The 22,887-nt window shown below is 72.7% G+C and carries 21 protein-coding genes, 1 tRNA gene, 1 other RNA gene and 1 pseudogene; 8 read left to right on the top strand and 16 right to left on the bottom strand.

Translation table 11 applies throughout. The features are described 5' to 3' along the window. Positions 1-185: 185 nt before the first annotated feature. From ACFYS8_RS11630 to ACFYS8_RS11640, 3 genes are all read left to right on the top strand, one after another. Entirely contained in the window at positions 186-1,235 is a 1,050-nt protein-coding gene (locus ACFYS8_RS11630; RefSeq protein WP_387639189.1) for a hypothetical protein, read from the top strand. Positions 1,236-1,307: 72 nt separating this feature from the next. Next, positions 1,308-2,657 (top strand): dipeptidase, encoded by a 1,350-nt coding sequence (locus ACFYS8_RS11635; RefSeq protein WP_387639192.1) that lies wholly within the window; start codon positions 1,308-1,310, stop codon positions 2,655-2,657. A 20-nt stretch (positions 2,658-2,677) separates the two neighbouring features. Beyond that, positions 2,678-3,793, top strand: coding sequence for an aminopeptidase P family protein (locus ACFYS8_RS11640; RefSeq protein WP_387639194.1), 1,116 nt, complete (start codon positions 2,678-2,680; stop codon positions 3,791-3,793). A gap of 24 nt (positions 3,794-3,817) precedes the next feature. Here ACFYS8_RS11640 and ACFYS8_RS11645 read toward each other — a convergent pair whose 3' ends face one another. Then, positions 3,818-4,690 carry a LysR family transcriptional regulator gene (locus tag ACFYS8_RS11645; protein ID WP_387639197.1) on the bottom strand — a complete coding sequence of 291 codons (873 nt, stop codon included), beginning with the start codon at positions 4,688-4,690 and terminating at the stop codon, positions 3,818-3,820. Between the two features lie 90 nt (positions 4,691-4,780). Here ACFYS8_RS11645 and ACFYS8_RS11650 point away from each other — a divergent pair, with 90 nt between their 5' ends. Next, a complete protein-coding gene (locus ACFYS8_RS11650) occupies positions 4,781-5,152 on the top strand; it encodes a YybH family protein (RefSeq protein WP_387639200.1) in 372 nt (123 codons plus the stop codon). Between the two features lie 16 nt (positions 5,153-5,168). Here the strand turns inward: ACFYS8_RS11650 and ACFYS8_RS11655 are convergent, their stop codons facing one another. Continuing rightward, entirely contained in the window at positions 5,169-5,687 is a 519-nt protein-coding gene (locus ACFYS8_RS11655; protein WP_387639203.1) for a GNAT family N-acetyltransferase, read from the bottom strand. A 70-nt stretch (positions 5,688-5,757) separates the two neighbouring features. On the opposite strand from ACFYS8_RS11655, the gene ACFYS8_RS11660 reads away from it, so the two are divergent. Continuing rightward, positions 5,758-6,540 carry an SURF1 family protein gene (locus ACFYS8_RS11660; protein WP_387639205.1) on the top strand — a complete coding sequence of 261 codons (783 nt, stop codon included), beginning with the start codon at positions 5,758-5,760 and terminating at the stop codon, positions 6,538-6,540. A gap of 19 nt (positions 6,541-6,559) precedes the next feature. Here ACFYS8_RS11660 and ACFYS8_RS11665 read toward each other — a convergent pair whose 3' ends face one another. Both ACFYS8_RS11665 and ACFYS8_RS11670 read right to left on the bottom strand, forming a co-directional pair. Then, positions 6,560-7,153 carry a hypothetical protein gene (locus ACFYS8_RS11665; RefSeq protein ID WP_387639208.1) on the bottom strand — a complete coding sequence of 198 codons (594 nt, stop codon included), beginning with the start codon at positions 7,151-7,153 and terminating at the stop codon, positions 6,560-6,562. A gap of 37 nt (positions 7,154-7,190) precedes the next feature. Then, positions 7,191-9,014, bottom strand: coding sequence for a prolyl oligopeptidase family serine peptidase (locus ACFYS8_RS11670; RefSeq protein WP_387639210.1), 1,824 nt, complete (start codon positions 9,012-9,014; stop codon positions 7,191-7,193). Between the two features lie 142 nt (positions 9,015-9,156). On the opposite strand from ACFYS8_RS11670, the gene ACFYS8_RS11675 reads away from it, so the two are divergent. Continuing rightward, positions 9,157-9,744: a hypothetical protein gene (locus ACFYS8_RS11675; protein ID WP_387639212.1), complete on the top strand. Its 588-nt coding sequence runs from the start codon at positions 9,157-9,159 to the stop codon at positions 9,742-9,744. 10 nt (positions 9,745-9,754) lie between these two features. Here ACFYS8_RS11675 and ACFYS8_RS11680 read toward each other — a convergent pair whose 3' ends face one another. Further along, the gene (locus tag ACFYS8_RS11680) at positions 9,755-10,567 is read right to left on the bottom strand and encodes a helix-turn-helix transcriptional regulator (protein WP_387639214.1); all 813 of its coding nucleotides are present in this window, start codon (positions 10,565-10,567) and stop codon (positions 9,755-9,757) included. A gap of 134 nt (positions 10,568-10,701) precedes the next feature. Between ACFYS8_RS11680 and ACFYS8_RS11685 the strand changes: the two genes are divergently transcribed. Beyond that, the gene (locus ACFYS8_RS11685) at positions 10,702-11,460 is read left to right on the top strand and encodes an SDR family oxidoreductase (protein WP_387639217.1); all 759 of its coding nucleotides are present in this window, start codon (positions 10,702-10,704) and stop codon (positions 11,458-11,460) included. 8 nt (positions 11,461-11,468) lie between these two features. On the opposite strand, the gene ACFYS8_RS11690 is transcribed toward ACFYS8_RS11685, so the two are convergent. The 8 genes from ACFYS8_RS11690 to ffs all read right to left on the bottom strand — a co-directional run bounded on the left by ACFYS8_RS11690 (position 11,469) and on the right by ffs (position 19,118). Continuing rightward, the gene (locus ACFYS8_RS11690; protein ID WP_387639220.1) at positions 11,469-12,494 is read right to left on the bottom strand and encodes a hypothetical protein; all 1,026 of its coding nucleotides are present in this window, start codon (positions 12,492-12,494) and stop codon (positions 11,469-11,471) included. After that, complete coding sequence (locus tag ACFYS8_RS11695) at positions 12,487-13,014, bottom strand: SigE family RNA polymerase sigma factor (protein ID WP_387640688.1); 528 nt, start codon at positions 13,012-13,014, stop codon at positions 12,487-12,489. The genes ACFYS8_RS11690 and ACFYS8_RS11695 overlap by 8 nt, the downstream gene beginning before the upstream one ends. Before the next feature lie 273 nt (positions 13,015-13,287). Further along, positions 13,288-14,568, bottom strand: a complete 1,281-nt coding sequence (locus tag ACFYS8_RS11700; protein ID WP_387639223.1) for an aspartate kinase — start codon at positions 14,566-14,568, stop codon at positions 13,288-13,290. Positions 14,569-14,805: 237 nt separating this feature from the next. Continuing rightward, positions 14,806-15,603, bottom strand: a complete 798-nt coding sequence (locus tag ACFYS8_RS11705; protein ID WP_387639225.1) for a DUF5063 domain-containing protein — start codon at positions 15,601-15,603, stop codon at positions 14,806-14,808. Beyond that, the gene (gene recR / locus ACFYS8_RS11710) at positions 15,596-16,195 is read right to left on the bottom strand and encodes a recombination mediator RecR (protein WP_387640690.1); all 600 of its coding nucleotides are present in this window, start codon (positions 16,193-16,195) and stop codon (positions 15,596-15,598) included. Before recR ends, ACFYS8_RS11705 begins: the two co-directional genes overlap by 8 nt. Positions 16,196-16,355: 160 nt before the next feature. Then, positions 16,356-16,667 (bottom strand): YbaB/EbfC family nucleoid-associated protein, encoded by a 312-nt coding sequence (locus ACFYS8_RS11715; protein ID WP_380487984.1) that lies wholly within the window; start codon positions 16,665-16,667, stop codon positions 16,356-16,358. A gap of 165 nt (positions 16,668-16,832) precedes the next feature. Next, on the bottom strand, positions 16,833-18,962 hold the full coding sequence (locus tag ACFYS8_RS11720; RefSeq protein ID WP_387639227.1) for a DNA polymerase III subunit gamma and tau: 2,130 nt from the start codon (positions 18,960-18,962) through the stop codon (positions 16,833-16,835). 65 nt (positions 18,963-19,027) lie between these two features. Continuing rightward, positions 19,028-19,118: signal recognition particle sRNA small type (gene ffs / locus ACFYS8_RS11725), an RNA gene on the bottom strand. 143 nt (positions 19,119-19,261) lie between these two features. Between ffs and ACFYS8_RS11730 the strand changes: the two genes are divergently transcribed. Next, positions 19,262-19,346 (top strand) — tRNA-Ser (locus ACFYS8_RS11730). Positions 19,347-19,426: 80 nt separating this feature from the next. Here the strand turns inward: ACFYS8_RS11730 and ACFYS8_RS11735 are convergent. From ACFYS8_RS11735 to ACFYS8_RS11745, 3 genes and pseudogenes are all read right to left on the bottom strand, one after another. Then, entirely contained in the window at positions 19,427-20,683 is a 1,257-nt protein-coding gene (locus ACFYS8_RS11735; protein WP_387639230.1) for a tyrosine-type recombinase/integrase, read from the bottom strand. Positions 20,684-20,694: 11 nt separating this feature from the next. Then, positions 20,695-20,928: a helix-turn-helix domain-containing protein gene (locus tag ACFYS8_RS11740; RefSeq protein ID WP_387639232.1), complete on the bottom strand. Its 234-nt coding sequence runs from the start codon at positions 20,926-20,928 to the stop codon at positions 20,695-20,697. Between the two features lie 482 nt (positions 20,929-21,410). Next, positions 21,411-22,885 (bottom strand): annotated as a pseudogene (locus tag ACFYS8_RS11745) (ATP-binding protein). Positions 22,886-22,887: the final 2 nt, after the last annotated feature.

The raw sequence follows: 22,887 nt of genomic DNA on the forward strand, positions 1-22,887 counted from the left end.
AAATCCGGTGCGGCCCTCACTCGTTGTGGGGCTGTGGGGGTTTGGGCGTCACCTGTGTCGGGTCGGGCCGTTGTGATGGCATGAGTGCGTTTGCGATGACACAGGCGTTCCCTGGTGGGCCGGGGCCGACGAGCGTTCCGGTGTTCTGGTCGGGGTACTGGTTGCGGCCGGGGTACATGCAGCGGGTGGATGACGAGCAGTGGGATCTGCGGGTGCCGGCGGGGCAGTTGGCGGGGCTGGGTGGGGCGGTGGATGCGGCTGAGCGGTTGGGGGCTCGGCGGGAGTTGTTGGCGAGTCCGCAGAATGCGGCGCGGGCGCATCTGTTGCGGGAGTGTCCGGAGCTGTTCGGGATCGTCGGGCGGGTGGTGCTCGGGGTGGACGAGCGGTTGTGGCGGGCGGAGCCGGACTGGGGTGGTTGCAGTGTGGAGCTGTCGGGGATCGAGTGCATCGACGGGTTCCAGACGCTGGGGCTGCTGGCACGGGGTGCGGGCGAGTTGTCGGTGGAGCATCTGGACCGGGCTGTGCTGGATGTCCGGATCGTCAGTGGTGCGGCGCGTGCTCTCGCCCGGGTGGCCCATGACGAGGCGCACCGGCATCACAATCCGACGGCCGCACAGGATCTACTGCTGCGTCAGCCGGTGATGCGCAGGCTGGTGGGGCAGTTCGAGCGGGACGGGATTCCGTTCCGGTTGCGGCGCGGTGAGCGGCGGGGGCCCAGCCGGGAGGGGTACGGGGTGGACGAGGCGACCACCGCGTTGGCGTTCTTCCTGGCGGGGGGTGAGCCGGCGCTCGCGTTCCAGACGCTGACGCCGGAGGGCCGGGAGGAGATCTGGCGGGATCCGTCGGGGCCGAAGTTCCGGGCGTTGTTCGGCCCGCACACGGAGGCGACCGGGGTGCGGATCGCGATCACGTTCCGGCGGGCGGTCCTGCGGGAGTTGGAGGGGTTGTTCGGCGAGCGGTCGGCGAATCATTGGCATCTGTTGGCGGATGCGCCGGATCTGGTGGTGTGGGCGGTGGCCCGCGAGTTGCCGCTCGGCGCGTTGCACCGCGATCCGGCGGATCCGTCGGCGCCGGAGTGGGACCGGATCCTCGACCAGCGGGTGCCCGTGCTGACCAGGTTGACGGCCGAGCGGCTGGTCGCCGCGTACCGGGGTCTGCGGGCGCGGGTGTACCGGCGGGACGAGGTCGAGAAGTTGGAGTGGTGGGTGCGCATCCTGGGCGGCACGGCGTCCTGAGCACGCGCGAGGCGGCGCGTGACGGGGCATGATCGGTGGGGTTGTGCCGGTTGCTGCGGAGAAGGGACGTACGTGGTGGGCGAGTTGGCCGAGCGGGTTGCCGGTTTGATGGGGCGGGCCCGGGGGGATCTGGCGGAGCTGGTGGCGATTCCTTCGGTGGCGGATCCGCGGCAGCAGCCGCCGGAGCGGTGCCGGGAGGCCGCGGAGTGGGTGGCCGCGGCGTTCGCGGGGGTGGGGCTGCGGGACGTGCGGCTGGTGGAGACGCCGGACGGGAGTTTCGCGGTGCTGGGGCACCGTCCGCCGCCGCCGGGGGCTCCGACGGTGCTGTTGTACTGCCATTACGACGTGCAGCCGCCGTTGGACGACGAGGCGTGGGTGTCGCCGCCGTTCGAGCTGACGGAGCGGGACGGGCGCTGGTACGGGCGCGGGGCGGCGGACTGCAAGGGCAATGTGGTGATGCACCTGACCGCGTTGCGGGCGCTCGGGGACGAGTTGCCGGTGGGCTTGAAGCTGGTGGTGGAGGGGTCGGAGGAGCAGGGGACGGGCGGTCTGGAGGAGTATCTGGCGCAGCATCCGGACGAGTTGCACGCCGATGCGCTGCTGATCTGCGACACCGGCAACGCGGCGGTGGGGGTGCCGACGGCGACCGTCTCGTTGCGCGGGATGGCGAACGTGGTGGTGTCGGTGCGGACGCTGGAGTCGGATCTGCATTCGGGGATGTTCGGCGGTCCGGCCCCGGACGCCCTGGCGGCGCTGATCCGGATGCTGGACTCGTTGCGCGACGCCGACGGCGGGACGCGGGTGGAGGGCCTTCCGGCGGACGGCAGCTGGGAGGGCATGGGGTTCGACGAGCAGCAGTTCCGGTCGGACGCGGGGGTGCTGGACGGGGTCGCGCTGATGGGGTCGGGGACGGTCGCGGACCGGCTGTGGGCCCGTCCGGCGGTGACGGTGCTGGGCATCGACTGTCCGCCGGTGGTGGGTTCGGCGTCGGCGGTGCCTTCCGAGGCGCGGGCGCGGGTGAGTCTGCGGGTGCCGCCGGGGATGGATCCGGAGGTGGCGCAGCAGGCGTTGACGGCGCATCTGGTGAAGGCCGCGCCGTGGGGTGCGCGGGTGTCGGTGGAGCCGGAGTCGAAGGGTTCGCCGTTCCGGGCGGCGACGGACGGGAAGGCGTACGGGGCGCTGGACCGGGCGGCGCGGGAGGCGTACGGCCGGCCGCTGTCGTTCCTCGGGCAGGGCGGTTCGATTCCGCTGTGCAGCGCTCTTGCCGCGCACTACCCGGAGTCGGAGATCATCCTGATGGGTGTGGAGGAGCCGCGTTCGCTCATCCACGCGCCCAATGAGAGCGTCGACCCGGGCGAGATCGAGCACATGGCCCTGGTCGAGGCGCTGTTCCTGCGTCACTACGCGGCCGTCGGCCGCTGACCCCGAGGGAGGGGATCCTGATGCCCGAGCCGTTCACCACGGCCGATTTCCAGGCCCGGATGGCCCGTGCCGCGACGGCCGCCGCCGATGCGGGCCTGGCGGGGCTGGTCGTCACGCCCGGCCCGGACCTGACGTACCTGACGGGGTACCTCCCGGTGAACACCGAGCGGTTGACGGCGCTGCTGGTCGCGCCGGGTGCCGAGCCGGTGCTGCTGGTGCCGAGGCTGGAGCGTCCGGACGCGGAGCGGGCGGCGGGTGCGGAGGCCGTCCGGATGGCCGACTGGATCGACGGCGAGGACCCGTTCGCGGTGCTGGCGCCGCACATGGACCGGGCCGGCCGGTACGGGGTCTCCGACAACGCCTGGGCGATGCACCTGCTGGGGTTCCAGGAGGCGCTGCCGGGTACCTCGTACGCCTCGCTGACGGCGGTGCTGCCGATGCTGCGGGCGGTGAAGGAGCCGGACGAGCTGGCCCGGCTGGCGGCGGCGGGCGCGGCGGCGGACCTGGTGTACGGGGCGATCCTGGGCGTGCCGTTCGCCGGCCGCACCGAGCGCGAGGTGGCCTCCGACCTGGCGGCGCTGCTGCTCGAGCACGGGCACAGCCAGGTGGACTTCACGGTGGTGGGTTCCGGCCCGAACGGGGCGAATCCGCACCACGAGGCCGGGGACCGGGTGATCGAGCGCGGGGACACCGTGGTTCTGGACTTCGGCGGGCTGAAGGACGGCTACGGCTCGGACACCACCCGCACGGTGTTCGTCGGCATCGAGCCGCCCTCGGAGGTGCAGCAGGTGCACGACCTGGTGCGGCGGGCCCAGCAGGCCGCGTTCGACGCGGTGGCGCCCGGGGTGACCTGCCAGGAGATCGACCGGGTGGCCCGGGCGGTGATCACCGAGGGCGGGTACGGCGAGTACTTCATCCACCGCACCGGGCACGGCATCGGGCTGACCACGCACGAGCCGCCGTACATGATCGAGGGCGAGACCCGGCCGCTGGTGCCGGGGATGTGTTTCTCGATCGAGCCGGGCGTCTACCTGCCGGGCCGGTTCGGTGTCCGGATCGAGGACATCGTGACGGTGACGGAGACCGGCGGCCTGCGGTTCAACGGGACGCCGCACGAGCTGGCGTTCGTGAACTGACCAGCCCCCGCCGGGCGTTCGGTTTCAGCGGCTGAACGCCCGGCGCAGCTCGGCCAGCAGTGCGCGCAGCGCCGGGGCGGGGCCGGGGCGGGAGACCAGGGCGAGCAGGCCCGGGGTGGTGAGGTCGGTGACGGGGACCGGCACCAGGGCGGGGAACGCCTCGGCCATGGAGCGGCTGAGCACGGCGACGCCGAGGCCGCGGGCGGCGAGGTCGGCGATCGCGGAGGCGGCGGAGGCCTGCAGGGCGATCCGCGGGGTGAGTCCGGCGGCGGCGCAGTCGCGGTCGAGGACGGTGCGGACGCCGGTGCCGGGCGGCAGGCAGATCAGCGGGTGGGTGAGCAGTTCGGCGAGTGTGCTGCCGGGCCCGGCCAGTGGGTGGCCGGGTGGGACGGCGGCGACCAGGGGTTCGCTGATCAGGGTGTGCGCGTCCAGGCCGTCGGGGGTGGTGCCGGCGCAGCCGATCAGTGCGAGGTCGAGGGTGCCGGCCCGGACGGCTTCGGTGAGGTGGTCGGAGTCGCCTTCCAGCAGGGCGAGTTCGACGCCGGGGTGGGCGCGGTGGAAGGCGGCCAGGCCGTCGAAGAGCGGGGTGAGGGTGCAGCCGGCCACCATGCCGACGGTGAGGCTGCCGCGGATCAGGTCGCTGACCTCGCCGACCGCCTGCCCGACGGCACGGGCGGCGGCGAGCGCCTGCCGGGCGTGTTCGAGGGCGGCCTTGCCGGCCACGGTGAGGATGACGGTGCGGGCGGAGCGGTCGAAGAGTTCGGCGCCGAGTTCGCGTTCCAGCTGCCGGATCTGGGCGCTGACCCCGGACTGGCTGATGTGCACCCGCTCGGCAGCGCGGGTGAAGTTGCGCTCCTCGGCGACGGCGAGGAAGTACTCGAGCTGCCTCAGTTCCATGACCACGGATTCTAGTTCTGATGAGAACCAGCTGTTGGACTTCTGATCAGGCGGACGGGAGGCTGGAGGCACGACGACGAGGAGGCCGTGATGAGCGAGTACGAGAAGGCGATGCGCCCCGAGGACCTAACCCGGCTGTTCGTGGAGCGCTCCAACGCGGGCGACGCCGCCGGGGTCGCCGCGCTGTACGAGGAGCACGCCGTGGTGGCGTACCCGCCGGGGCAGTTCACGGTCGGCCGGGAGGCGATCCGGGTGCTGTGGGAGCGGGTGCTGACGCACCGCCCGCAGTTCACCCCGGAGCCGCCGCTGCCGACGCTGGCCGCGGACGGCATCGCGCTGACCGCCACCCCGCCGAAGGACGGCAGCGGGGCGCGCGCCCAGGTGGTGCGGCAGCAGCCGGACGGCAGCTGGCTGCGGCTGCTCGACCAGCCCGAGTTCCTCCGGCCCGGCGCCGGCGCCTGAGCAGGCAGAAGCCGGTTCAGCCGGTGAGCTGCTTGTAGTAGTACGTGGTGTCGGCGAGGACGCCGTCCGGGGTCGCGGCGTGGCCGGGGACGGTGCCGAATGCCGTCCAGCCGGCGCTGCGGTAGAGGTGTTCGGCGGCGCTGCCGGTCTGGGTGTCGAGCAGCAGCAGGGTGGCGCCGCCGTCGCGGGCGGCCTGCTCGGCGGTGGCCAGCAGCCGCCGGCCGAGGCCCGCGCCGCGGGCGTCGCGGTGCACCAGCAGCTTGGAGACCTCGGCGCGGTGGCGGCCGTTCGGCCGGTTCTCGCGGACCAGTGCCACGGTGCCCAGCAGGCGGCCGTCGGGGCCGGTCGCCGTCCACAGCAGCCGGGTGCCGTCCGCGACGGACGGGTGCAGGGTCCGCCACCAGGCGGCGGCCTCGTCGCGGGGGGTGCCGGCCAGGAAGCCGACCGAGGCGCCGTCGTCGACGGCGTCCAGCAGCAGATCGGCGAGGGCGTCGCAGTGGGCGGGAAGCTCGTCGGCGCTCAGTGGGCTGATCACGGTGGCCACCCTACGGGTGCGGCGGCACCCGGCGGTCGGGGCCGGTGTCAGGAATGGTTACCGTGGTGGGGTGTACCGGTTCCTGTTCAGCCCGCGATGGCTCGTCGGCTCGGTCGTCGCGGTGGCGGCGATCGGGGTCTGTCTGATGCTCGGCTCCTGGCAGTTGGGCCGGTTCGAGGACCGGGTTTCGACGCACAAGGAGATCGACAAGGCGGCCGCCACGGCCTCCCAGGCGCAGGCGAGTCCGCTGGCGGAGGTGCTGCCGGAGGCCGCGTCGAAGGTCGGCACCGACACCCTGGGCCGGACGGTGAGCGTCACCGGCTCCTACGACGTCGCGCACCAGCTGCTGGTGCCGAACCGCACGGTGGACGGCCGGACCGGCTACTACGTGCTCACCCCGCTGCTCACCGACGGCGGCCGGGCGGTGCCGGTGGTCCGCGGCTGGGCGGCGGGCTCCCCGGGCGAGGCGCCGGAGGTGCCGTCCGGGCAGGTCAGCGTGACGGGCCGGCTGCAGGCCCCGGAGAACAGTGGCAGCGGCGGCGCGGTGGCGGGCGGTCTGCCCGCCGGGCAGCTGGGCACGATCAGTCCGGCGACGCTGGTGAACGTGCTGCCGTACCCGCTGTACGACGGCTGGGTGGCGGCGGACGACGTCCCGACGGGGCTGACGTCGGTGCCGACGGTGCAGCCGCAGGGCGGCGACGGGCTGAGCCTGCGGGCGTTCCAGAACCTGGGCTACACCTTGGAGTGGTTCGTCTTCGCCGGGTTCGTGGTCTTCATGTGGTTCCGGCTGGTCCGCCGCGAGGCGGAGGCCGCCCAGGACCGGGCCCTCGGACTGGACCCGGCCCTGGACTGACCTCCGCCCGCCTGCTGGTTCAGCGCGTCCCGGACCGCGACGCGCTGGGCGACGCCGGGGCCGAGGGCGACGGGAGCGCGGACGGCGAGGCCGAGGCGCTGCCGGACGGCGACCCGCTCGGGCAGGGCACCGGCGGGGCGGCGGCGCTCGGCGCGGCGGACCCGCTCTGCACCGCCGAGGGCGAGCCGCCGGCGGGGCTCGCGGCGGGCAGCGCGTTCGGGCTCGGGCAGTCGGTGCCGAAGCCGCCGAAGCCCGCCGGGGGCGACGGGTTGCCGCACTCGTCGACGTAGTCGTCGCTGCGGCTGGAGCCCGGCCGGTGGTGGTAGTGGTGCACCACCCTGGTGCCGCCGCCCCCCGTGTACGGCGAGGTGCCGGACCCGTTCCTGCCGCCGCTGGACCCGCCCGACCCCTTCGAACCGCTGGACCCGCTGGAGCCCTTGGAGCCGCGGCTCCCGTTCTTGCCCTTGGCAAGGACCTGCAGGTCGATGCCGGTGTCGGCCTTCGCGGGGGCGGCGGCCTCCACGCAGTCGTACTTCTGGTTGTTCGAGCACCCGGCCAGGGTCAGCACGATCGCGCCGACCGCGGCGGCGGCCAGCGCGGCGCGTCCACCCATCGGTTGTAGTCCCCCCCTGTCGACCGGGTCTACCTGGTCATCGGACGGTGCCGGGGGCCAGGTGTCGCCGGACGAAGTCGATCTCCAAGCGAAGCTGCTTGATCCGCTCGTCGACGACCAGCGAACCGTGCCCGGCATCGTAGCGGTACACCTCGTGGACCTTGCCGAGCTCCTCCAGCCGCTGGACGTAGTTGTCGATCTGCCGGATCGGGCAGCGCGGGTCGTTGACGCCGGCGCTGATGTAGACCGGGGCCTTGACCTGCTCGACGTACGACAGCGGCGAGGAGGCGTGCCAGCGCTCGGGGACCTCCTCGGGGGTGCCGCCGAACAGCGTGCGGTCCAGCGACTTCAGCGCCTCCATCTCGTCCGCGTACGCGGTGAGGTAGTCGGCGACCGGGACGGCGGCCAGGCCGAGCGTCCACCGGTCGGGCTGGGTGCCGAGGCCGAGCAGGGTCAGGTAGCCGCCCCAGGAGCCGCCGGACAGCACCAGCCGGTCCGGGTCGGCCAGGCCGGAGGTGACCGCCCAGTCGCGGACCGCGCCGATGTCCTCCAGCTCGATCAGGCCGACGCGTTCGGTGAGCGCGTCGGTCCAGGCCTGCCCGTAGCCGGTGGAGCCGCGGTAGTTGACCCGGACCACCGCGAAGCCGTGGTCGAGCCAGGCGGCGGGGCCGGCCGCGAAGGAGTCGCTGTCGTGGTGCGTGGGGCCGCCGTGCACCTCGAACACCGTCGGGAACGGGCCCTCGCCGGTGGGCCGCTGCACCAGGGCGTGCACCCGGCCGCCGGGGCCGTCCACCCAGACGTCCTCGACCGGCACCGAGCCGGGCGGCACCGGGCCGGGCGCGCGCAGCACCACGGTGCCCGCGGTGGAGCGCACCGCGGACGGCTCGGCGGCCGAGGACCACAGGAACTCGACCGTGCCGTCGGGGCGGGCGGTGGCCCCGGCGACGGTGCCGCGCGGGGTGTCCAGCCTGGTCAGCTCGCCGGTCTCCAACTGGTAGGAGAACAGCTCGGAGCGGGCCTCGTACTCGTGCTCGATGAGCAGCGAGCGGGCGTCGGGCCGCCACTGCGCGGACAGGTCGCCGGGGAACGGGCGGCCCTGCTCGTCGCGCAGCGCCAGCTCGGTCTCGGCACCGGTGGCGACGTCCCACAGCATCGGCTCCCAGCGCCCGGTGCGCTGGTGGGCGACCAGCAGCCGGGTGTCGCCGGCGGCGGGCGCGAAGCCCAGGCAGGACACGCCGCGCGGCTCGGCGCGGCCGGTGACCTCGTCGAGCTGGGCGACGGTGACGCCGTCGGACAGCCGCAGCACCCGGATCGCGCCGTGCATGGCGTCACCGTGCTCGGTGTGGTCGACGGCCAGCAGGGTGCTGTCGTGGGAGAGGTCGCCGACGCCGCCGTACTCGGCGTGGTGGTAGACCACCGTGGGCTCGGCGGCGCCGGGGCGGCGCAGGTACAGGGTGGTGCCCTCGTCGTCGGTGGAGGTTCCGATCACCACGGTGCCGTCACGGCCGAACGCCAGGCCCGCCTCGTAGGCGGCGGGGACGCCGGGCACGGCCTCCTGGTCGGGGCCGCCGGCGAACGGCTGGCGGCGCCAGACGCCGAACTCGTCGCCGTCGGTGTCGTCGAACCACCAGATCCACTCGCCGTCCGGGCTGAGTTCGGCGTCCGTGGTGCCGTGCGGACGGTCGGTGACCCGGCGGTGCTCGTCGGTGGCGCGGTCCCACGCGTACACCTCGTAGGTGCCGGTCGCGTTGGACACGTACAGCGCCCGATCGGGTGCTTCGTCCGCCCAGTCGGGCAGCGAGACCCGCGCTGCCCGGAACCGCTGCTCCCACGCCGGCACGACGTTCGTCTGCTCGTTCATACCCTCATCCAACCCGATTCCGGGCGTTGATCGGAACGGCGGACAGCGAACGGTGGGGACACGAAACGGCTGCGGTGCGGCTCCTGATGGACGATCAGCGGAAGAGGTACAAATACGACATAACGACCGGAGGAGTTGTACCATGCCCGCTTCAGCGCCGTCCTTCGACCGGCTCGACCGACTCGACCTGCCCGTCCTCGCCCAGCACCTGGGCCTGGTCGAGGAGATCGAGCAGTACCTGGCCGGACTCCCCGCCCCCGACCGGCTGCCCCTGCTGCCGCTGCCCGCACTGCCGCCGGTGGAGCCCGGCTGCGACGGCGGGCTGTACGGCTCCGTCCACCGGCCGTGGAACTTCGGCTACCCGCTGCCCCGCCGCACCGTGCTGGACCGGCTGGTCCGCCGCCCCGCCCGCCCGGTACCGGTCACCGTCGCCGGGCACCTGCGGCTGACCTCCCACTACCTCGCCGAGGCCGGCTGGATCCAGGGCGCGATGTGGGACGCCGCCGGCCGGGTCTGCCTGCTCGGCGCGCAGACCGCCGTCCTCGCGCACGGCTACGGCACCGCGTACACGGTGCGGCGGGCACGCAACCAGGTCATGGAGGTGCTGCACGCCACCGGCCGCCCGGCCGCCTCCCCCGACGCCTGGAACGACCGCCCGGGCCGCCGCCAGGCCGAGGTGCACGCCCTGCTGTGCCGCGCCGAGGCGCGCGCCGAGTCGCTGGGCATCTGAGCAGCCGGCCTCAGATCCGGGCGGCGTCCGCCAGCAGCGCGAGCCGCTCCGCGGTGGGCGAGCCGGGCTCCGCGGTGTAGACGACCAGCTGCAGCCCGGGCTCGCCGGGCGGGGTGAGCGTCTCGTAGCCGAGGTCCAGCTCGCCCACCCGCGGGTGCAGCAGCAGCTTGCGGCCGTGGCTCTTCTCCCGGACGCCGTGCCGGGCCCACAGTTCGGCGAACAGCGGGTCGGCGGCGAGGTCGGCGAGCAGAGCCGCCAGTTCCGGGTCGTCCGGGTGCCGGGCCGCGTCCACCCGCAGGAACGCCGCGGTCTCGGCGGCGACCCGTTCGAACTCGGGGTAGAGCCGGCGTCCGGCCGCCGACAGGAACGCGTGCCGGGCCACGTTGCGCTGCCCGGGCGGCATGTCGGAGAACCCCATCACCGCGTCGCCCAGGGCGTTCCAGGCCACCACGTCCAGGCACCGGCCGAGCGCGAACGCGGGCGCGTCCAGCGCGTCCAGCACCAGCCGCAGGCCGCCCCGCAGCTGCCGCGGGCCGGGCCGGGCGGGCTCCCGCGGCGGCCGGGCCAGGTCGTGCAGGTGCTGCCGTTCGGTGCGGTCCAGGCGCAGCACCCGGGCGACCGCGTCCAGCACCTCCGCGGACACGCCGTCGCCGCGGCCCTGTTCCAGCCGCACGTAGTAGTCGACGCTCACCCCGGCGAGTTGCGCGACCTCCTCGCGGCGCAGCCCCGGCACCCGGCGCCGCCGCCCGAACTCCGGCAGTCCGACGTCGGAGGGCCGGATCCGGGCCCGGCGCAGGCGCAGGAACTCCCCCAGTTCGCTCATGCCCCGACGATACGGCCGGTGTCACGAAGGTGGTTCTCGCAGACCCAGGAAAAGCACAGCCCTGGGTCCGCCGGCGGTCCGCGCCGAGACTCGTGGACGTCACCGCAGCAGACTCGAACAGGAGCGTGACTTCCATGGCACACCAGACCCTCGACGGCCGGACCGCCGTCGTCACCGGCGCCGCCAGCGGCATCGGCGAGGCCGTCGCCCGGCAGCTGGTCGCGGACGGCGCCCGGGTGGCGCTGCTGGCCCGCCGCAAGGACCGCCTGGAGCGGCTGGCCGCCGAGCTCGGCCCGAACGCGCTGGCGGTGCCCGCCGACGTCACCGACCAGGCCTCGGTGGATGCGGCCCGGCAGCTGACGCACGCCGCCTTCGGGCGGGTCGACCTGGTGGTGAACGCGGCCGGCGTGATGCTGCCCAACCCGGTGGACGACGGCCGGATCGACGAATGGACCCGGATGATCGACACCAACCTGACGGGGGTGCTCCGGGTGATCGGCGCGTTCGGCCCGGACCTGGTGGCCGCCGCGGCCGCCGGCGCCACCGCGGACCTGGTGAACGTCTCCTCGATCGGCGCCCACGTGGTCTTCCCGAACTACGCGGTGTACGGCGCCACCAAGGCCGCCGTCACCCAGCTGTCGGCCGCCCTGCGCTCCGAGTACGGCCCGCGCGACGTGCGCGTCACCGCCGTAGAGCCCGGGCTGACGGACACCGAGCTGGGCAGTCACATCGACAACCCGGTGCTCGGGCCGGACGGGCAGCTCGGCGCCATGTTCGAGGCGATCGGCGCGCTCTCCCCCGCCGATGTCGCCGACCTGGTCGGGTACGTCGTCGGCCGGCCGCGGCACGTCAACCTGCGGCACGTGGTGGTGCTGCCGACCCGGCAGGCCTGAGCGGGCGGTCAGGCGCCGGCGCTCGGCGAGGGGGCCGGAAGGCCGGTGGTGGGGGCCGGTTCGGGGGCCGAGTGGTAGACGGTGCCGCCGCAGCCGGTGGGCAGGACCGTGGTGGCGGCGAAGCCGGTGGCCGGGTCGGGGGTGTAGCCGAGCCGGAAGGTGTCGCGCGGCGACTGGTGGCCGGCGGGGGCGTACGCGCCGGTGGGGCTGGGGTCGACCGCGGGGGGGCTGCCGGCCGGGGTGTCGGTGCCGGGCATTGCGCCGCCGCTGGGGGTGGGGCTGGGCTGCGGGTTTACCGGTGAGGGCGAGGTGGTGGGGCAGCCGGTGGGCACCCAGGCGAACCGGACCAGGTAGGAGCCGCCGGGCGTGAGCAGCAGTTCGCGGGGCAGCCCGGCCGGATCGGGCAGCGCCTCGGCCGGGTCGCCGACGGTGTGGGCGAGCAGGCGGACGCCGATGGTGCCGGGGTCGATGGTGACGGCGCCCGGGCCGGTGATCCGGCACGGATGCCCGGCGGTGTTGGTGAGTTGGAACCAGCCGTAGATCCGGCCGTCGGCCGTGGCGGCGGCGGCCTTCTGGACCTCGCCCCGGCCGAGGTCGGTGCCGGTGCACAGCGGCACGACGACGGGCGACCCGCCCGGGCTGCTGTCGGCGCTCGGGTCGGCGGAGGTCTCGGGGCCGGCGCCGTCGGGCCCGGCGGCGGTCGCGCCGGCGGGGTTGCGCGGGTGGCCGGGGGCGGCCACCGAGGCGTCCGGGGTGGCGGTGGCACCGGGCGCGGCCTGGCCGCCGGTGGGGTCGCCGGACAGGTGGAACGGCTGGGCGGCGTGCACCACGGGCAGTCCGACGACGGCGGCGGCCAGCACCGCGGCGCCGCCCCAGGCGCGCCGCCGGGCGGCCCGGCGGCGGGGGACGGCGGTGCGCAGCCGGGGCAGCGCCCCGGGTTCGGGCTGGACACCGGCGACGGCGCGGTGCAGCCGGTCGCGGAGCTGGTCCTCGCTCAGTTCGTGCTGCGGGCCGGGCCGGTGCGGGTCAGTCATCGGCGGACCCCAGCCGCACCCGCAGGGCAGCCAGTCCGCGCGACCCGTAGGCCTTGACCGAGCCGATGGAGATGCCGAGCACCTCCGCGACCTGTGCCTCCGTCAGGTCCGCGTAGTAGCGCAGCACCAGCACCTCCCGCTGACGGCGTTGCAACCCCCGTAGCGCGGCCTTCAGTGCGTCGCGCTCCAGCGCATCGTATGCCCCCTCTTCTGCACTGGCCATGTCAGGCATGGGCTTGGGCAGGAGGCGCAGGCCGAGCAGTCGGCGCCGCAGCGTGGAGCGGGAGAGGTTGACCACGGTCTGCCGCAGGTACGCGAGGGTCTTCTCGGGATCGCGGACCCGGCGCCGGGCGGCGTGCACCCGGATGAACGCCTCCTGCACGACGTCCTCGCAGGAGGAGAGGTCGTCCAGCAGCAGTGCGGCAAGCCGCAGCAGGGAACGGTAGTGGGCCCGGTAGGTGTCGGTGAGCTGGTCGACGCTGGCCCCGGTCGCGTCCGCTGCCGCCGCAGCAAAGCCCATCCGACTACCGGCCCGCCGGGCCGCCCCGGGCAGGGTGATCGCCACCACCGCCCCTGTCACGTTCGTCACGCTGGTTGGACACCCGATCCCCTGTCCTGGTTGCCCCGCGCCGGGGGAGTTCTTCCGCAGAGAGGAATCCCCCTCCGGAACACATCGCTCCGAAGGGGGATTCTGGCAGACCCGGCGGACGGTCAGGGTCCGCTTCACCCGTCCCGCACACAACCTCTGCGCTGTGCGCGGACCTCAGGTGCGGGCAATCCTGCTGGATGAGCCTCAGCGGCCGGTGCCGCCGTAGACGACCGCCTCGTCGCCGGAGCTGTCCAGCCCGAAGGCGGTGTGCACGGCGCGGACCGCCTCCGGCACGTCCTCGGCGCGGGTGACCACCGAGATCCGGATCTCCGAGGTGGAGATCAGCTCGATGTTCACGCCCGCCTCGGACAACGCCTCGAAGAAGGTCGCGGTGACGCCCGGGTTGGAGCGCATGCCGGCGCCGACCAGCGAGATCTTGCCGATCGCGTCGTCGTAGCGCAGCGACTCGTAGCCGATGCCCGCCTTGACCCGGCTCAGCGCGTCGATGGCCTTCTGGCCCTCGGTGCTGGGCAGGGTGAAGGAGATGTCGGTCAGGCCGGTGGCGGCGGCGGAGACGTTCTGCACCACCATGTCGATGTTGACCTCGGCGTCCGCGATGGCGCGGAAGATCCGGGCCGCCTCGCCCGGCTTGTCCGGCACGCCGACGACGGTGACCTTGGCCTCCGACGTGTCGTGGGCGACTCCGGAGATGATGGCCTGCTCCATCTCGCCCCCTTCGGGCTGGTTCGGGTTGGTGCCACTGACGATGGTCCCCGGCAGACCGGAGAACGACGATCGTACGTGAATGGGGATGTTGTAGCGCCGCGCGTACTCCACACAGCGGTCGAGCAGCACCTTGGAACCAGACGAGGCCAGTTCCAGCATGTCCTCGAAGGCGATCCAGTCGATCTTGCGGGCCTTCTTGACCACCCGCGGGTCGGCGGTGAACACGCCGTCCACGTCGGTGTAGATCTCGCAGACCTCGGCGCCCAGCGCGGCCGCCAGCGCCACCGCGGTGGTGTCGGAGCCGCCGCGGCCCAGCGTGGTGATGTCCTTGGAGACCTGCGAAACGCCCTGGAAGCCGGCCACGATCGCGACGTTGCCCTCGTCCAGGGCGTTGCGGATCCGGCCCGGCGTCACGTCGATGATCCGCGCCTTGTTGTGCGTCGAATCGGTGATCACACCGGCCTGGCTGCCGGTGAACGACTGGGCATCGAAGCCCAGCGTCTTGATCGCCATCGCCAGCAGCGCCATGGAGATGCGCTCTCCGGCGGTCAGCAGCATGTCGAACTCACGGCCGGACGGAATAGGCGTCACCTGTTCCGCGAGTTCGATGAGCTCGTCCGTGGTGTCACCCATCGCGGAGACCACGACGACGACCTCATGGCCGGCCTTCCGGGTGTCCACGATTCGGCGGGCGACGCGCTTGATGCCTTCGGCATCAGCGACGGATGAGCCGCCGTACTTCTGCACGACAAGGCCCACGGGGGCTCCTCGACTTGGGGTGTTGGGTCACCGTCAGTCTAACGAGCAGGGATGTTGCGACCGACGTCTTCCACATCGTGAGATGTGAATATCGAAATCTGATCACCGGGGACCGTCAGGTCTGCGGGCTCCGGCGGCCCACCCCGAAGAATCGCCGCCCGCACACCGCCCCCGGTACCGGAATCTTCGCCTCCGCCGCGCGGGTGACGGATGCGTCACACTCCCCCTGGCTCCGGCCTAGAGCCCGAGCTCGGCCGCCATCAGGTCGCCCGCCTGCTGCTCCAGCTGCTCGTCCGTCAACCCGTCGTCGTCGGTGTCCGCCCCGTCCGGCACCGCGCCCAGCGGCGAGTCCAGCCGCACGTGCGCGATCAGCGACTGCAGCGCCCGCAGCACCGCCGTGCAAGTCGAACCCCAGTTGGACAGGTACGAGAACTGCCACCACCACAGCGCCTCCGACACCCGGCCCTCGCGGTAGTGCGTCAGGCCGTGGCTCAGCTCGCTGACCACCCCGGCCAGGTCGTCCGAGATCCTGAACGCGCTCGGCTTCTCCGGCGGGCCGTACGGGTCGAACACCTCGTGGTAGACGTCGATCGGCGCCAGCAGCTCGGCGAGACGCTCGCGCAGCTCCACCCCGTCCGGCTCCGGGCCGGCGTCCGGCTCGAAGCGGTCATCCGGCAGCACGTCCTCGATCGCGCCCAGCCGGCCGCCCGCCAGCAGCAGCTGCGACACCTCCAGCAGCAGCAGCGAGATCGCGCTGCCCGGCTCGTCGCCCTTGGCGACCTCGGTGACGGCCAGCACGAAACTCTCCACCGAATCCGCGATCTGCACCGCGAAGTCGTCCGGGGCCTCGGTCCGGCCCAGCAGCGCGGCCGGGTCCGACGGGTGGGGACGGTCGGCGGTGTCGTGGCGCGCGGCGTCCTGGCGCGTGGCGTCCTGGCGCGCGCCGGCAGTGTCGCGGAGCGCGGTGTCGCGGTGTGCGGCGTCGGTTCGGTGAGCGGTGTCGGTTCGGTGAGCGGTGTCGGTTCGGTCAGACATCGAGCAGTCGTCTCCCTTCGAACGCCCGGCCGAGGGTGACCTCGTCGGCGTACTCCAAGTCCCCGCCGACGGGCAGTCCGCTCGCCAGCCGGGTGACCTTGAGGCCCATCGGCTTGCACAGCCGGGCCAGGTAGGTCGCGGTCGCCTCCCCCTCCAGATTGGGGTCGGTGGCCAGGATCAGCTCGGTGACCGTGCCGTCCGCGAGCCGGGTCATCAGTTCGCGGATCCGCAGATCGTCCGGACCGACCCCCTCGATCGGGCTGATCGCCCCGCCCAGCACGTGGTAGCGGCCGCGGAACTCACGCGTCCGCTCGATCGCCACCACGTCCTTGGGTTCCTCCACCACGCAGATCACCGCGAGGTCGCGACGCGGATCCAGGCAGACCCGGCACTGCTCGGACTCCGCGACGTTGCCGCAGACCGCGCAGAACCGCACCTTCTCCTTCACCTGCTGCAGCGCGAACGCCAGCCGCCGCACGTCCGTCGGATCGGCCTGCAGGATGTGGAAGGCGATCCGCTGGGCGCTCTTCGGACCGACTCCGGGCAGCCTGCCCAGCTCGTCGATCAGGTCCTGCACCACGCCCTCGTACACCGCCACGCCTTCCTTCGACCGGGGTTCGCACTCCGGTGCCATCATCCAACGAATCGGGCGCCGGACACACCGCCCGACGCCCTACTGGCTCATAAATCACACAACTCACTGGCAGCGAGCGTTCAGTAACCGCTCAGCGCTGCACGGTGCCGCGTGTGGTTCAGAACGGGAGGCCCGGGATGCCGCCGCCCAGGCCCTGGGTCAGCGGGCCCATCCGCTCCGCCTGGAGCTTCTGCGCCGCCGCGTTGGCGTCCCGCACCGCGGCCAGCACCAGGTCGCCCAGGGTCTCGGTGTCCTCCGGGTCGACCGCCTCCGGGGAGATGGTCACCGACGTCAGCTCGCCGGCGCCCGTCACCGTCACCTCCACCAGACCGCCGCCCGCGGAGCCGCGGACCACGGTCTCGGCGAGCTCCTTCTGAGCCCGGCCGAGCTCCTCCTGCATCTTCTGCGCCTGCTTCAGCAACTGCTGCATGTTCGGCTGGCCACCAGGGAACACGGCACTCTCCTCGATCCATCGGCACTCACACAGGCCGACGCGAACCACCGCGGGCACCCGCGCCGACACCTGCCCCCGAGCCTACGCGGCCGCCCGTCGGCCCCACGTCAGTTCCGGAAGCCCCGTACTGCCTGCGACGACTCAGCCCGGACGGTGGTGGATCTCCTCCAGCACCGTCGCCCCCAGCTCCCGGACGATCAGGTCCTGCGCGGAGAACACGTCCTCGTTCAGGTCCGGGTCGTCCTCCTCCGGGATGTCGTCCTCCGGCGCCACCGCGGGGGGCGCCTGCACCGGCGGGGCGGCCGGCGCCTGCTGCACCGGCGGCGCGACGGGCGCGGACGGCTGCGGGGCCGGGGCCTGCGGAGCCTGCTGCACCGGCGGCGCGACGGGCGCGGGCGCGGACGGCTGCGGGGCGCGCGCCTGCGTGCCACCCCAGGCACCGCCCGCCGGCGCGGCCGGAGCCGGGGCCATCGGGGCGGCCGGAGACACGTACGAGGCGGCCGACTGGCCGGACGGCGAGGACGTGCCACCCGACGGGTCGACGATGCACTCCACCCGCCAGTCCACGCCCAGCGCGTCCGTCAGCGCCTGCTTCAGCACCTCGTCGCTGTGGCTGCCGACGAAGCTGTCCCGGGCGCCCGCGTTCACGAACGACACCTGCAGGGTGCTGCCGTCGAAGCCCGCCACCTGGCCGTTCTGGCTGAGCAGGATCCAGGTGAACCGGCGGCGGTTCTTCACCGCCTCCAGGATCTGCGGCCACATCTGCCGGATCTGGCCCGCGCCCTGCTGCGCCGCCACCGAGGGCTGGGCAGTGGGCGCGGCCTGAGCCTGCGGCTGCGGGGCGTGCTGCTGCGGGGCAGGGGCCGGGGCCTGCGGGGCCGCCGTGGCGGGCGGGGCGGGCGGCGGCGGGGTCTGGTCGGCCGGGGGGAAGCTGCGTGCGATCGGCCACGCGCCCGGGGCCGGGCCCGCCGGGGCGGGCGCCGGAGCGGGTGCGGGCACGGGTGCGGGGGCCGGGGCAGCGGGGGCCTGCGGCTGGGCTGCCGGGGCCTGCGGCTGCACGGGCGCCTCCACCGGCGCGGGCTGGAACGCCATCGGCGCGGCGAACCCGCCTGTGGCGGCCCGGCGCTCCAGCTTGTCCAGCCGGGCCTGCGTCGACAGCTCGTCCCCGTACGCGCCGGGCAGCATCACCCGGGCGCAGATCAGCTCCAGCTGCAGGCGGGGAGCGGCGTTGCCGCGCATCTCCGTCAGGCCGGTGTTGACCAGGTCCGCGGCGCGGCTCAGCTCGGCCCGGCCGAAACGGTCGGCCTGCGCCTGCATCACCGCGACCCGGTCGGCCGGGGCGTCGATCAGGCCCTTCTCGCCCGCGTCCGGCACCGTGGCCAGGATCACCAGGTCGCGCAGCCGCTCCAGCAGGTCCGTGACGAACCGGCGCGGGTCGTGCCCGCCCTCGACCACCCGGTCGACCACCTGGAACACCGTCGCGCCGTCCTGCGCCGCGAACGCGTCCACCACCTCGTCCAGCAGCGAGGAATCGGTGTACCCCAGCAGCGAGGTGGCCATCTGGTACGTCACACCGGCCTCGCCGGCACCCGCCAGCAGCTGGTCCATCACCGACATCGAGTCACGCACCGACCCGGCGCCGGCCCGCACCACCAGCGGGAACACCGAGTCCTCGACCTGGATGCCCTCGCGACCGCACACCTGCGCCAGGTAGTCGCGCAGCGTGCCGGGGGGCACCAGCCGGAACGGGTAGTGGTGGGTCCGGGACCGGATCGTCCCGATCACCTTCTCCGGCTCGGTGGTGGCGAAGATGAACTTCAGGTGCTCCGGCGGCTCCTCCACCACCTTCAGCAGCGCGTTGAAGCCGGCCGAGGTCACCATGTGCGCCTCGTCCAGGATGAAAATCTTGTAGCGGCTGTGCACCGGCGCGAAGAACGCCCGCTCCCGCAGCTCACGCGCGTCGTCCACACCACCGTGCGACGCGGCGTCGATCTCGATCACATCGATCGAACCCGGCCCGCCGGTCGCCAGGTCGCGACACGACTGGCACTCCCCGCACGGCTCCGGGGTCGGCCCCTGCTCACAGTTCAGGCAGCGGGCCAGGATGCGGGCACTGGTCGTCTTTCCACACCCGCGCGGCCCGCTGAACAGGTACGCGTGGTTGACCCGGTTGTTACGCAGGGCCTGCTGGAGCGGGACGGTCACGTGCTCCTGCCCGATGACCTCCGCGAAGGTCTCGGGGCGGTAGCGGCGGTACAGGGCTAGGGACACGCCACCGACGATATCGGGACCAACGGACAAACGTGGCTCCCCACCACCACCGGCCCCAGAAACGCAAGGACCCCTCGCGCACCCGCCAGAGCCCTCCTACCCTTGCTGCCTTCCGGCCCTGGGGGGGTTCAGAGAGATGACGCCACACGAGGGGCTGCCCCAAGAGTAGCGGATCCCGGCCCCCATTCCCCCCACCCACCTCAACCTCCTCCCCGATCTCCGATCCGCAGGCCACCCCCTCCACCCACCTGCGAGAGCGTGGTCGCAACCACCCCTCAACATGTACTAAGCTCTCCCACGGAGGATTCGCCTAGAGGCCTAGGGCGCACGCTTGGAAAGCGTGTTGGGGGCAACCCCTCACGAGTTCGAATCTCGTATCCTCCGCCTCCGCCCGCCAGGGCAAGCGGAAGGCCCCGACCGCTCAGCGGTCGGGGCCTTCGTCGTTCTCCGTCTCAGTTTCCGTCTCAGTCGGTCGTTTCCGGGACCTCGCCCGGCGCTCCGGCCAAGCTTCCCCAGAGGAGTCCACCGATCTTCTCGGCGGTCTCGTGGAGCATGGGGTCGGTCACGTGCTGGTAGCGCTTCGCCATCGAGGCGGACGACCACCCCATGATGGCCATCACGATCCGCTCCGGGACCTTCAGGAGCAGCAACACCGTCCCGGCCGTGTGGCGAGCGTCGTGCAGTCGGGCCTCGCGGACTCCGGCGGCCGCGAGAATGTCCTTCCACTCGTGGTAGTCGGTGTTCGGGATCAGGGGCTCCCCGGTCGGCGACGCGAACACGTAATCCTTCTCAGCCCAGAGCTGCCGGGCCAGGTGACGCTCTCGAGTCTGCCCCTCCTCGTGCTTCCTGAACAGCCGGATCAGCTCGTCCGGGAGAGGGATCAGGCGGCGGCTGGCCCGGGACTTGGTGTCCTTGGTCTCCCGCCGTACCTGCACCCGCTGCTTGCAGTACCCGGCCTTGCGCCCGCAGTCGGTGGCACAGCCGTGTGCGTACTTCGGGCGGAGCCGGCCGCGCCTCAAGCGGATCACGCCGCGCTCCAGGTCCACGTCCGCCCACTTCATTCCGAGCGCCTCGCCCTGTCGCAGACCCAACGCCAGGGCGATCACCCATCGTGCGGGGTGTCGGCGACGGCCCACCTCAAGAAGGATCTTCTGGACCTCCTCGACCGAGTAGGGCTCGATCTCGTCCTCATCGAGCCGGGGGGCCTTGGCGTCCTTAGCGACGTTGATCGTGAGGTGGCGGCGCCGCACCGCCTCACTCAGGGCGACCCGGATGGTGCGGTGCGCCTGGTGGGCGGTGGCGGGCTTGCTGCCGTTGTCCTGCATCCGCTTGTAGAACCGCTCCAGGTGCTCCGGCTCCAGCTTCTCAAGCCGGTGGGCACCGACCCCGGGGATCAGGTGCACCCGAACGGCCACTTCGTATCCGGCAAGCGTGTTCTCCGTGACGCCTAGCGGGGCGATGTTCTCGATCCAGTGGGTCAGCCACTTCGCCACAGTCCAGGCGCTGCCGACCTTGCGGACGGTTCCCGCGTCGCGCTGCTTCTCCAAGTCCCTTACTGCTTTGATGACTTCAGCCTGCGTCTTGCGCTCGACGTGCCGTCGGTCCGGTCGGCCGTCGTCCTTGATGCCGACGGTGACTCGACCGTGCCACTTGCCGTCGGCGCCCTTGTAGATGGATGAGGTGCCGTTGGGCCGGCGGGTGCGGTTCTCGTTCTCGGTCAACAGGTCTTCTCTCAGGCTGCGATCGGGGTGAAGCCGGACTCCTGCATCCGGCGACGGACGTACTCGGTCAGGGCTTCGGCTGGCACTCGGCGGAGGCGACCGATGGGGATGCTCGGGACCTCGCCCGTACGGATGAGGGCGAACATGGTGGTGCGGCCAACCCCGAGTCGGCGGGCCGCCTCCTCAACGGTGAGGGCGACCAGGGTCAGGTCCATCTCCGTAGTGGGGATCTCCGGGCTGTCCAAGGTGTGGTCCTTCCCTGTGCTGTGAGCGGGGTGGAAGGGGTCGGCTGGCCAAAGCTTCGGCGTCGCGTCGTGGTGCGCGTGTGTCGGAGGTAGGGATTTCTGCGTCACCGCGTCATTAGCGTCATTCGGGCTTCTGACCTGCGATTTTGGGTGTCGCGGCGGTTGGGCTCTGCGTCACCCGTGCGTCACCGTGACGTAGCCGGGTGACGCAGGTGACGCAGGATGACGCAGAGCCAGCCGTCTGCGTCACCCGCTTTCCCGCAGGTCAGGGGCTGCATTTCGGCCCGGGTGACGCAGGTGACGCAGCGTCTTCCTACTTAAGAAAGAAAGAGGGGCTGTCTGTGAGTAGTTAGGTGCGCCTCAGAGCGAACAGAAGGAGCCGCTTCGCGGCGCGCTCTGGGGCGGCGCCGCCGCCAAACAGCAAGAGGAGCACCCCGCGCTCGGCGGCCGGTGCTCTTCTTGCCGTTTGGTCGGCGGCCCGGTCAGTGCAGCGGCGGCTGCTCGTGCGGCGGCATGGGGGCCGGGCGGGTCATTTCGAGGTACCGGCCCGCTTTCGTCCGGCCGGACTCGATGAGCACCTGCCGGGCCGCCAGCGTGGGTTGGAGGCGCTTGAGCCGGTCGGAGAGGACTTTGCCGGTGGTCGGCCAGCCCTTCGGCAGGGCCCGGAGTTCGTCCCCGGCGTAGACGCGGCCGAGGCAGGCCAGCCACTCGGTCGAGGTCATGCGCTGGGCGGTGCCCGGGGCAATGGTCTCGGCGTGCTGCAGGACGGTCTGCGCGAGCAGGTCGCCTTCGATCACGTCGTCGTTCAGGTCGTCAGGCTGGCCCGGTAGGCGGGCAGGGCACCCAGGCCGGTCGCGGCGTCGAGCTGCGCGCACAGGTGGGCGAAGTCCGCCATCCGTAGGTCGGTCGGGGTCTCCGCTTCCACGGCCCGGACCTTGACCGTCAGGTCGAGCAGCGACCCGAGCACGATCGGCAGGGCTTCCGCGTAGTCGGCCCACAGCTCCGCTTCGGTGCGGCGGACGGTGGGCCGCTCCAACCGCAACGGCAGAAGGCGCTCCGCCAGGTCGGGCCGGATGACGCCAACGTCGATGCCGGTCAGGAGCAGGGGCCGGCGGTAGCTGGCCCGGTGCACATCGCCGTCGGTGAACAAGGCACGCTTCACGCTCTCGGCGCCGGTCACGATGCAGCACATCGCATCCGACATGTCCGGGCTCATGTGGGAGAGGTTGTCCAGGGCCGTCACCCAGCCGGCCGCCACGGCGGCGATCAGGTTCTCTTCGTCCTTCGGGGCCCGCCGCAGGTCGCCGCTCATGCCCTCGACGATCCGCACCAGCATCCGGCCACCGGTGGACTTTCCCGCGCCCTGCGGCCCGGTGAGGAACGGAGCCGGGACCGGCACGGACGGTCCAAGACAGCCGATCAGCCACGCCATGGCCAGGCACTCGGAGCTGGCGTTCGCGAAGTTGCACAGCCTGAACAGCAGGTCGATGCCCTTCCCATCGGTGCCCATGGCCGGGAGCGGTAGTTCCCCGGTGAGCTGAGTCCGGCGCCAGCAGACCTCACGCGGGTCCGGGACGGTGATCTCCCAGCCGGTGGGGTGGATCCGCACGGACTGCCCGTCGGTGCGCCCGAGGTCGAGCCAGGTCGCCCCGTCGAACCCGGGGGCGACGCGGATGTAGACGGCTTGCACCTCTTCGGAGAGGGCAAGCGCTTCGATGAGGTCGAGCGCTTCCTTGATGGCGGTCCCGCTGAACACACCGATGCCGTCCTTGAACAGGCCGACCATGAGTTCCTGCCGGTGGCTGCCCGTAGTGCCCTGGGAGCGAATCGGCCGGGCTACCGGGTGCCCCTTGCGCTGCGCGTAGACGGTGCCTTCGGCGGTGCGGAAGTAGCGGAAGTGCTCGCGGGCGTACTTGGCGATGACCTCCCGTGCCGGGTTCTTCTCGTCATCGGCCACGG

Origin of the sequence: Kitasatospora sp. NPDC004615 (genome assembly GCF_042873545.1) — a bacterium.
Taxonomy (GTDB): domain Bacteria; phylum Actinomycetota; class Actinomycetes; order Streptomycetales; family Streptomycetaceae; genus Kitasatospora.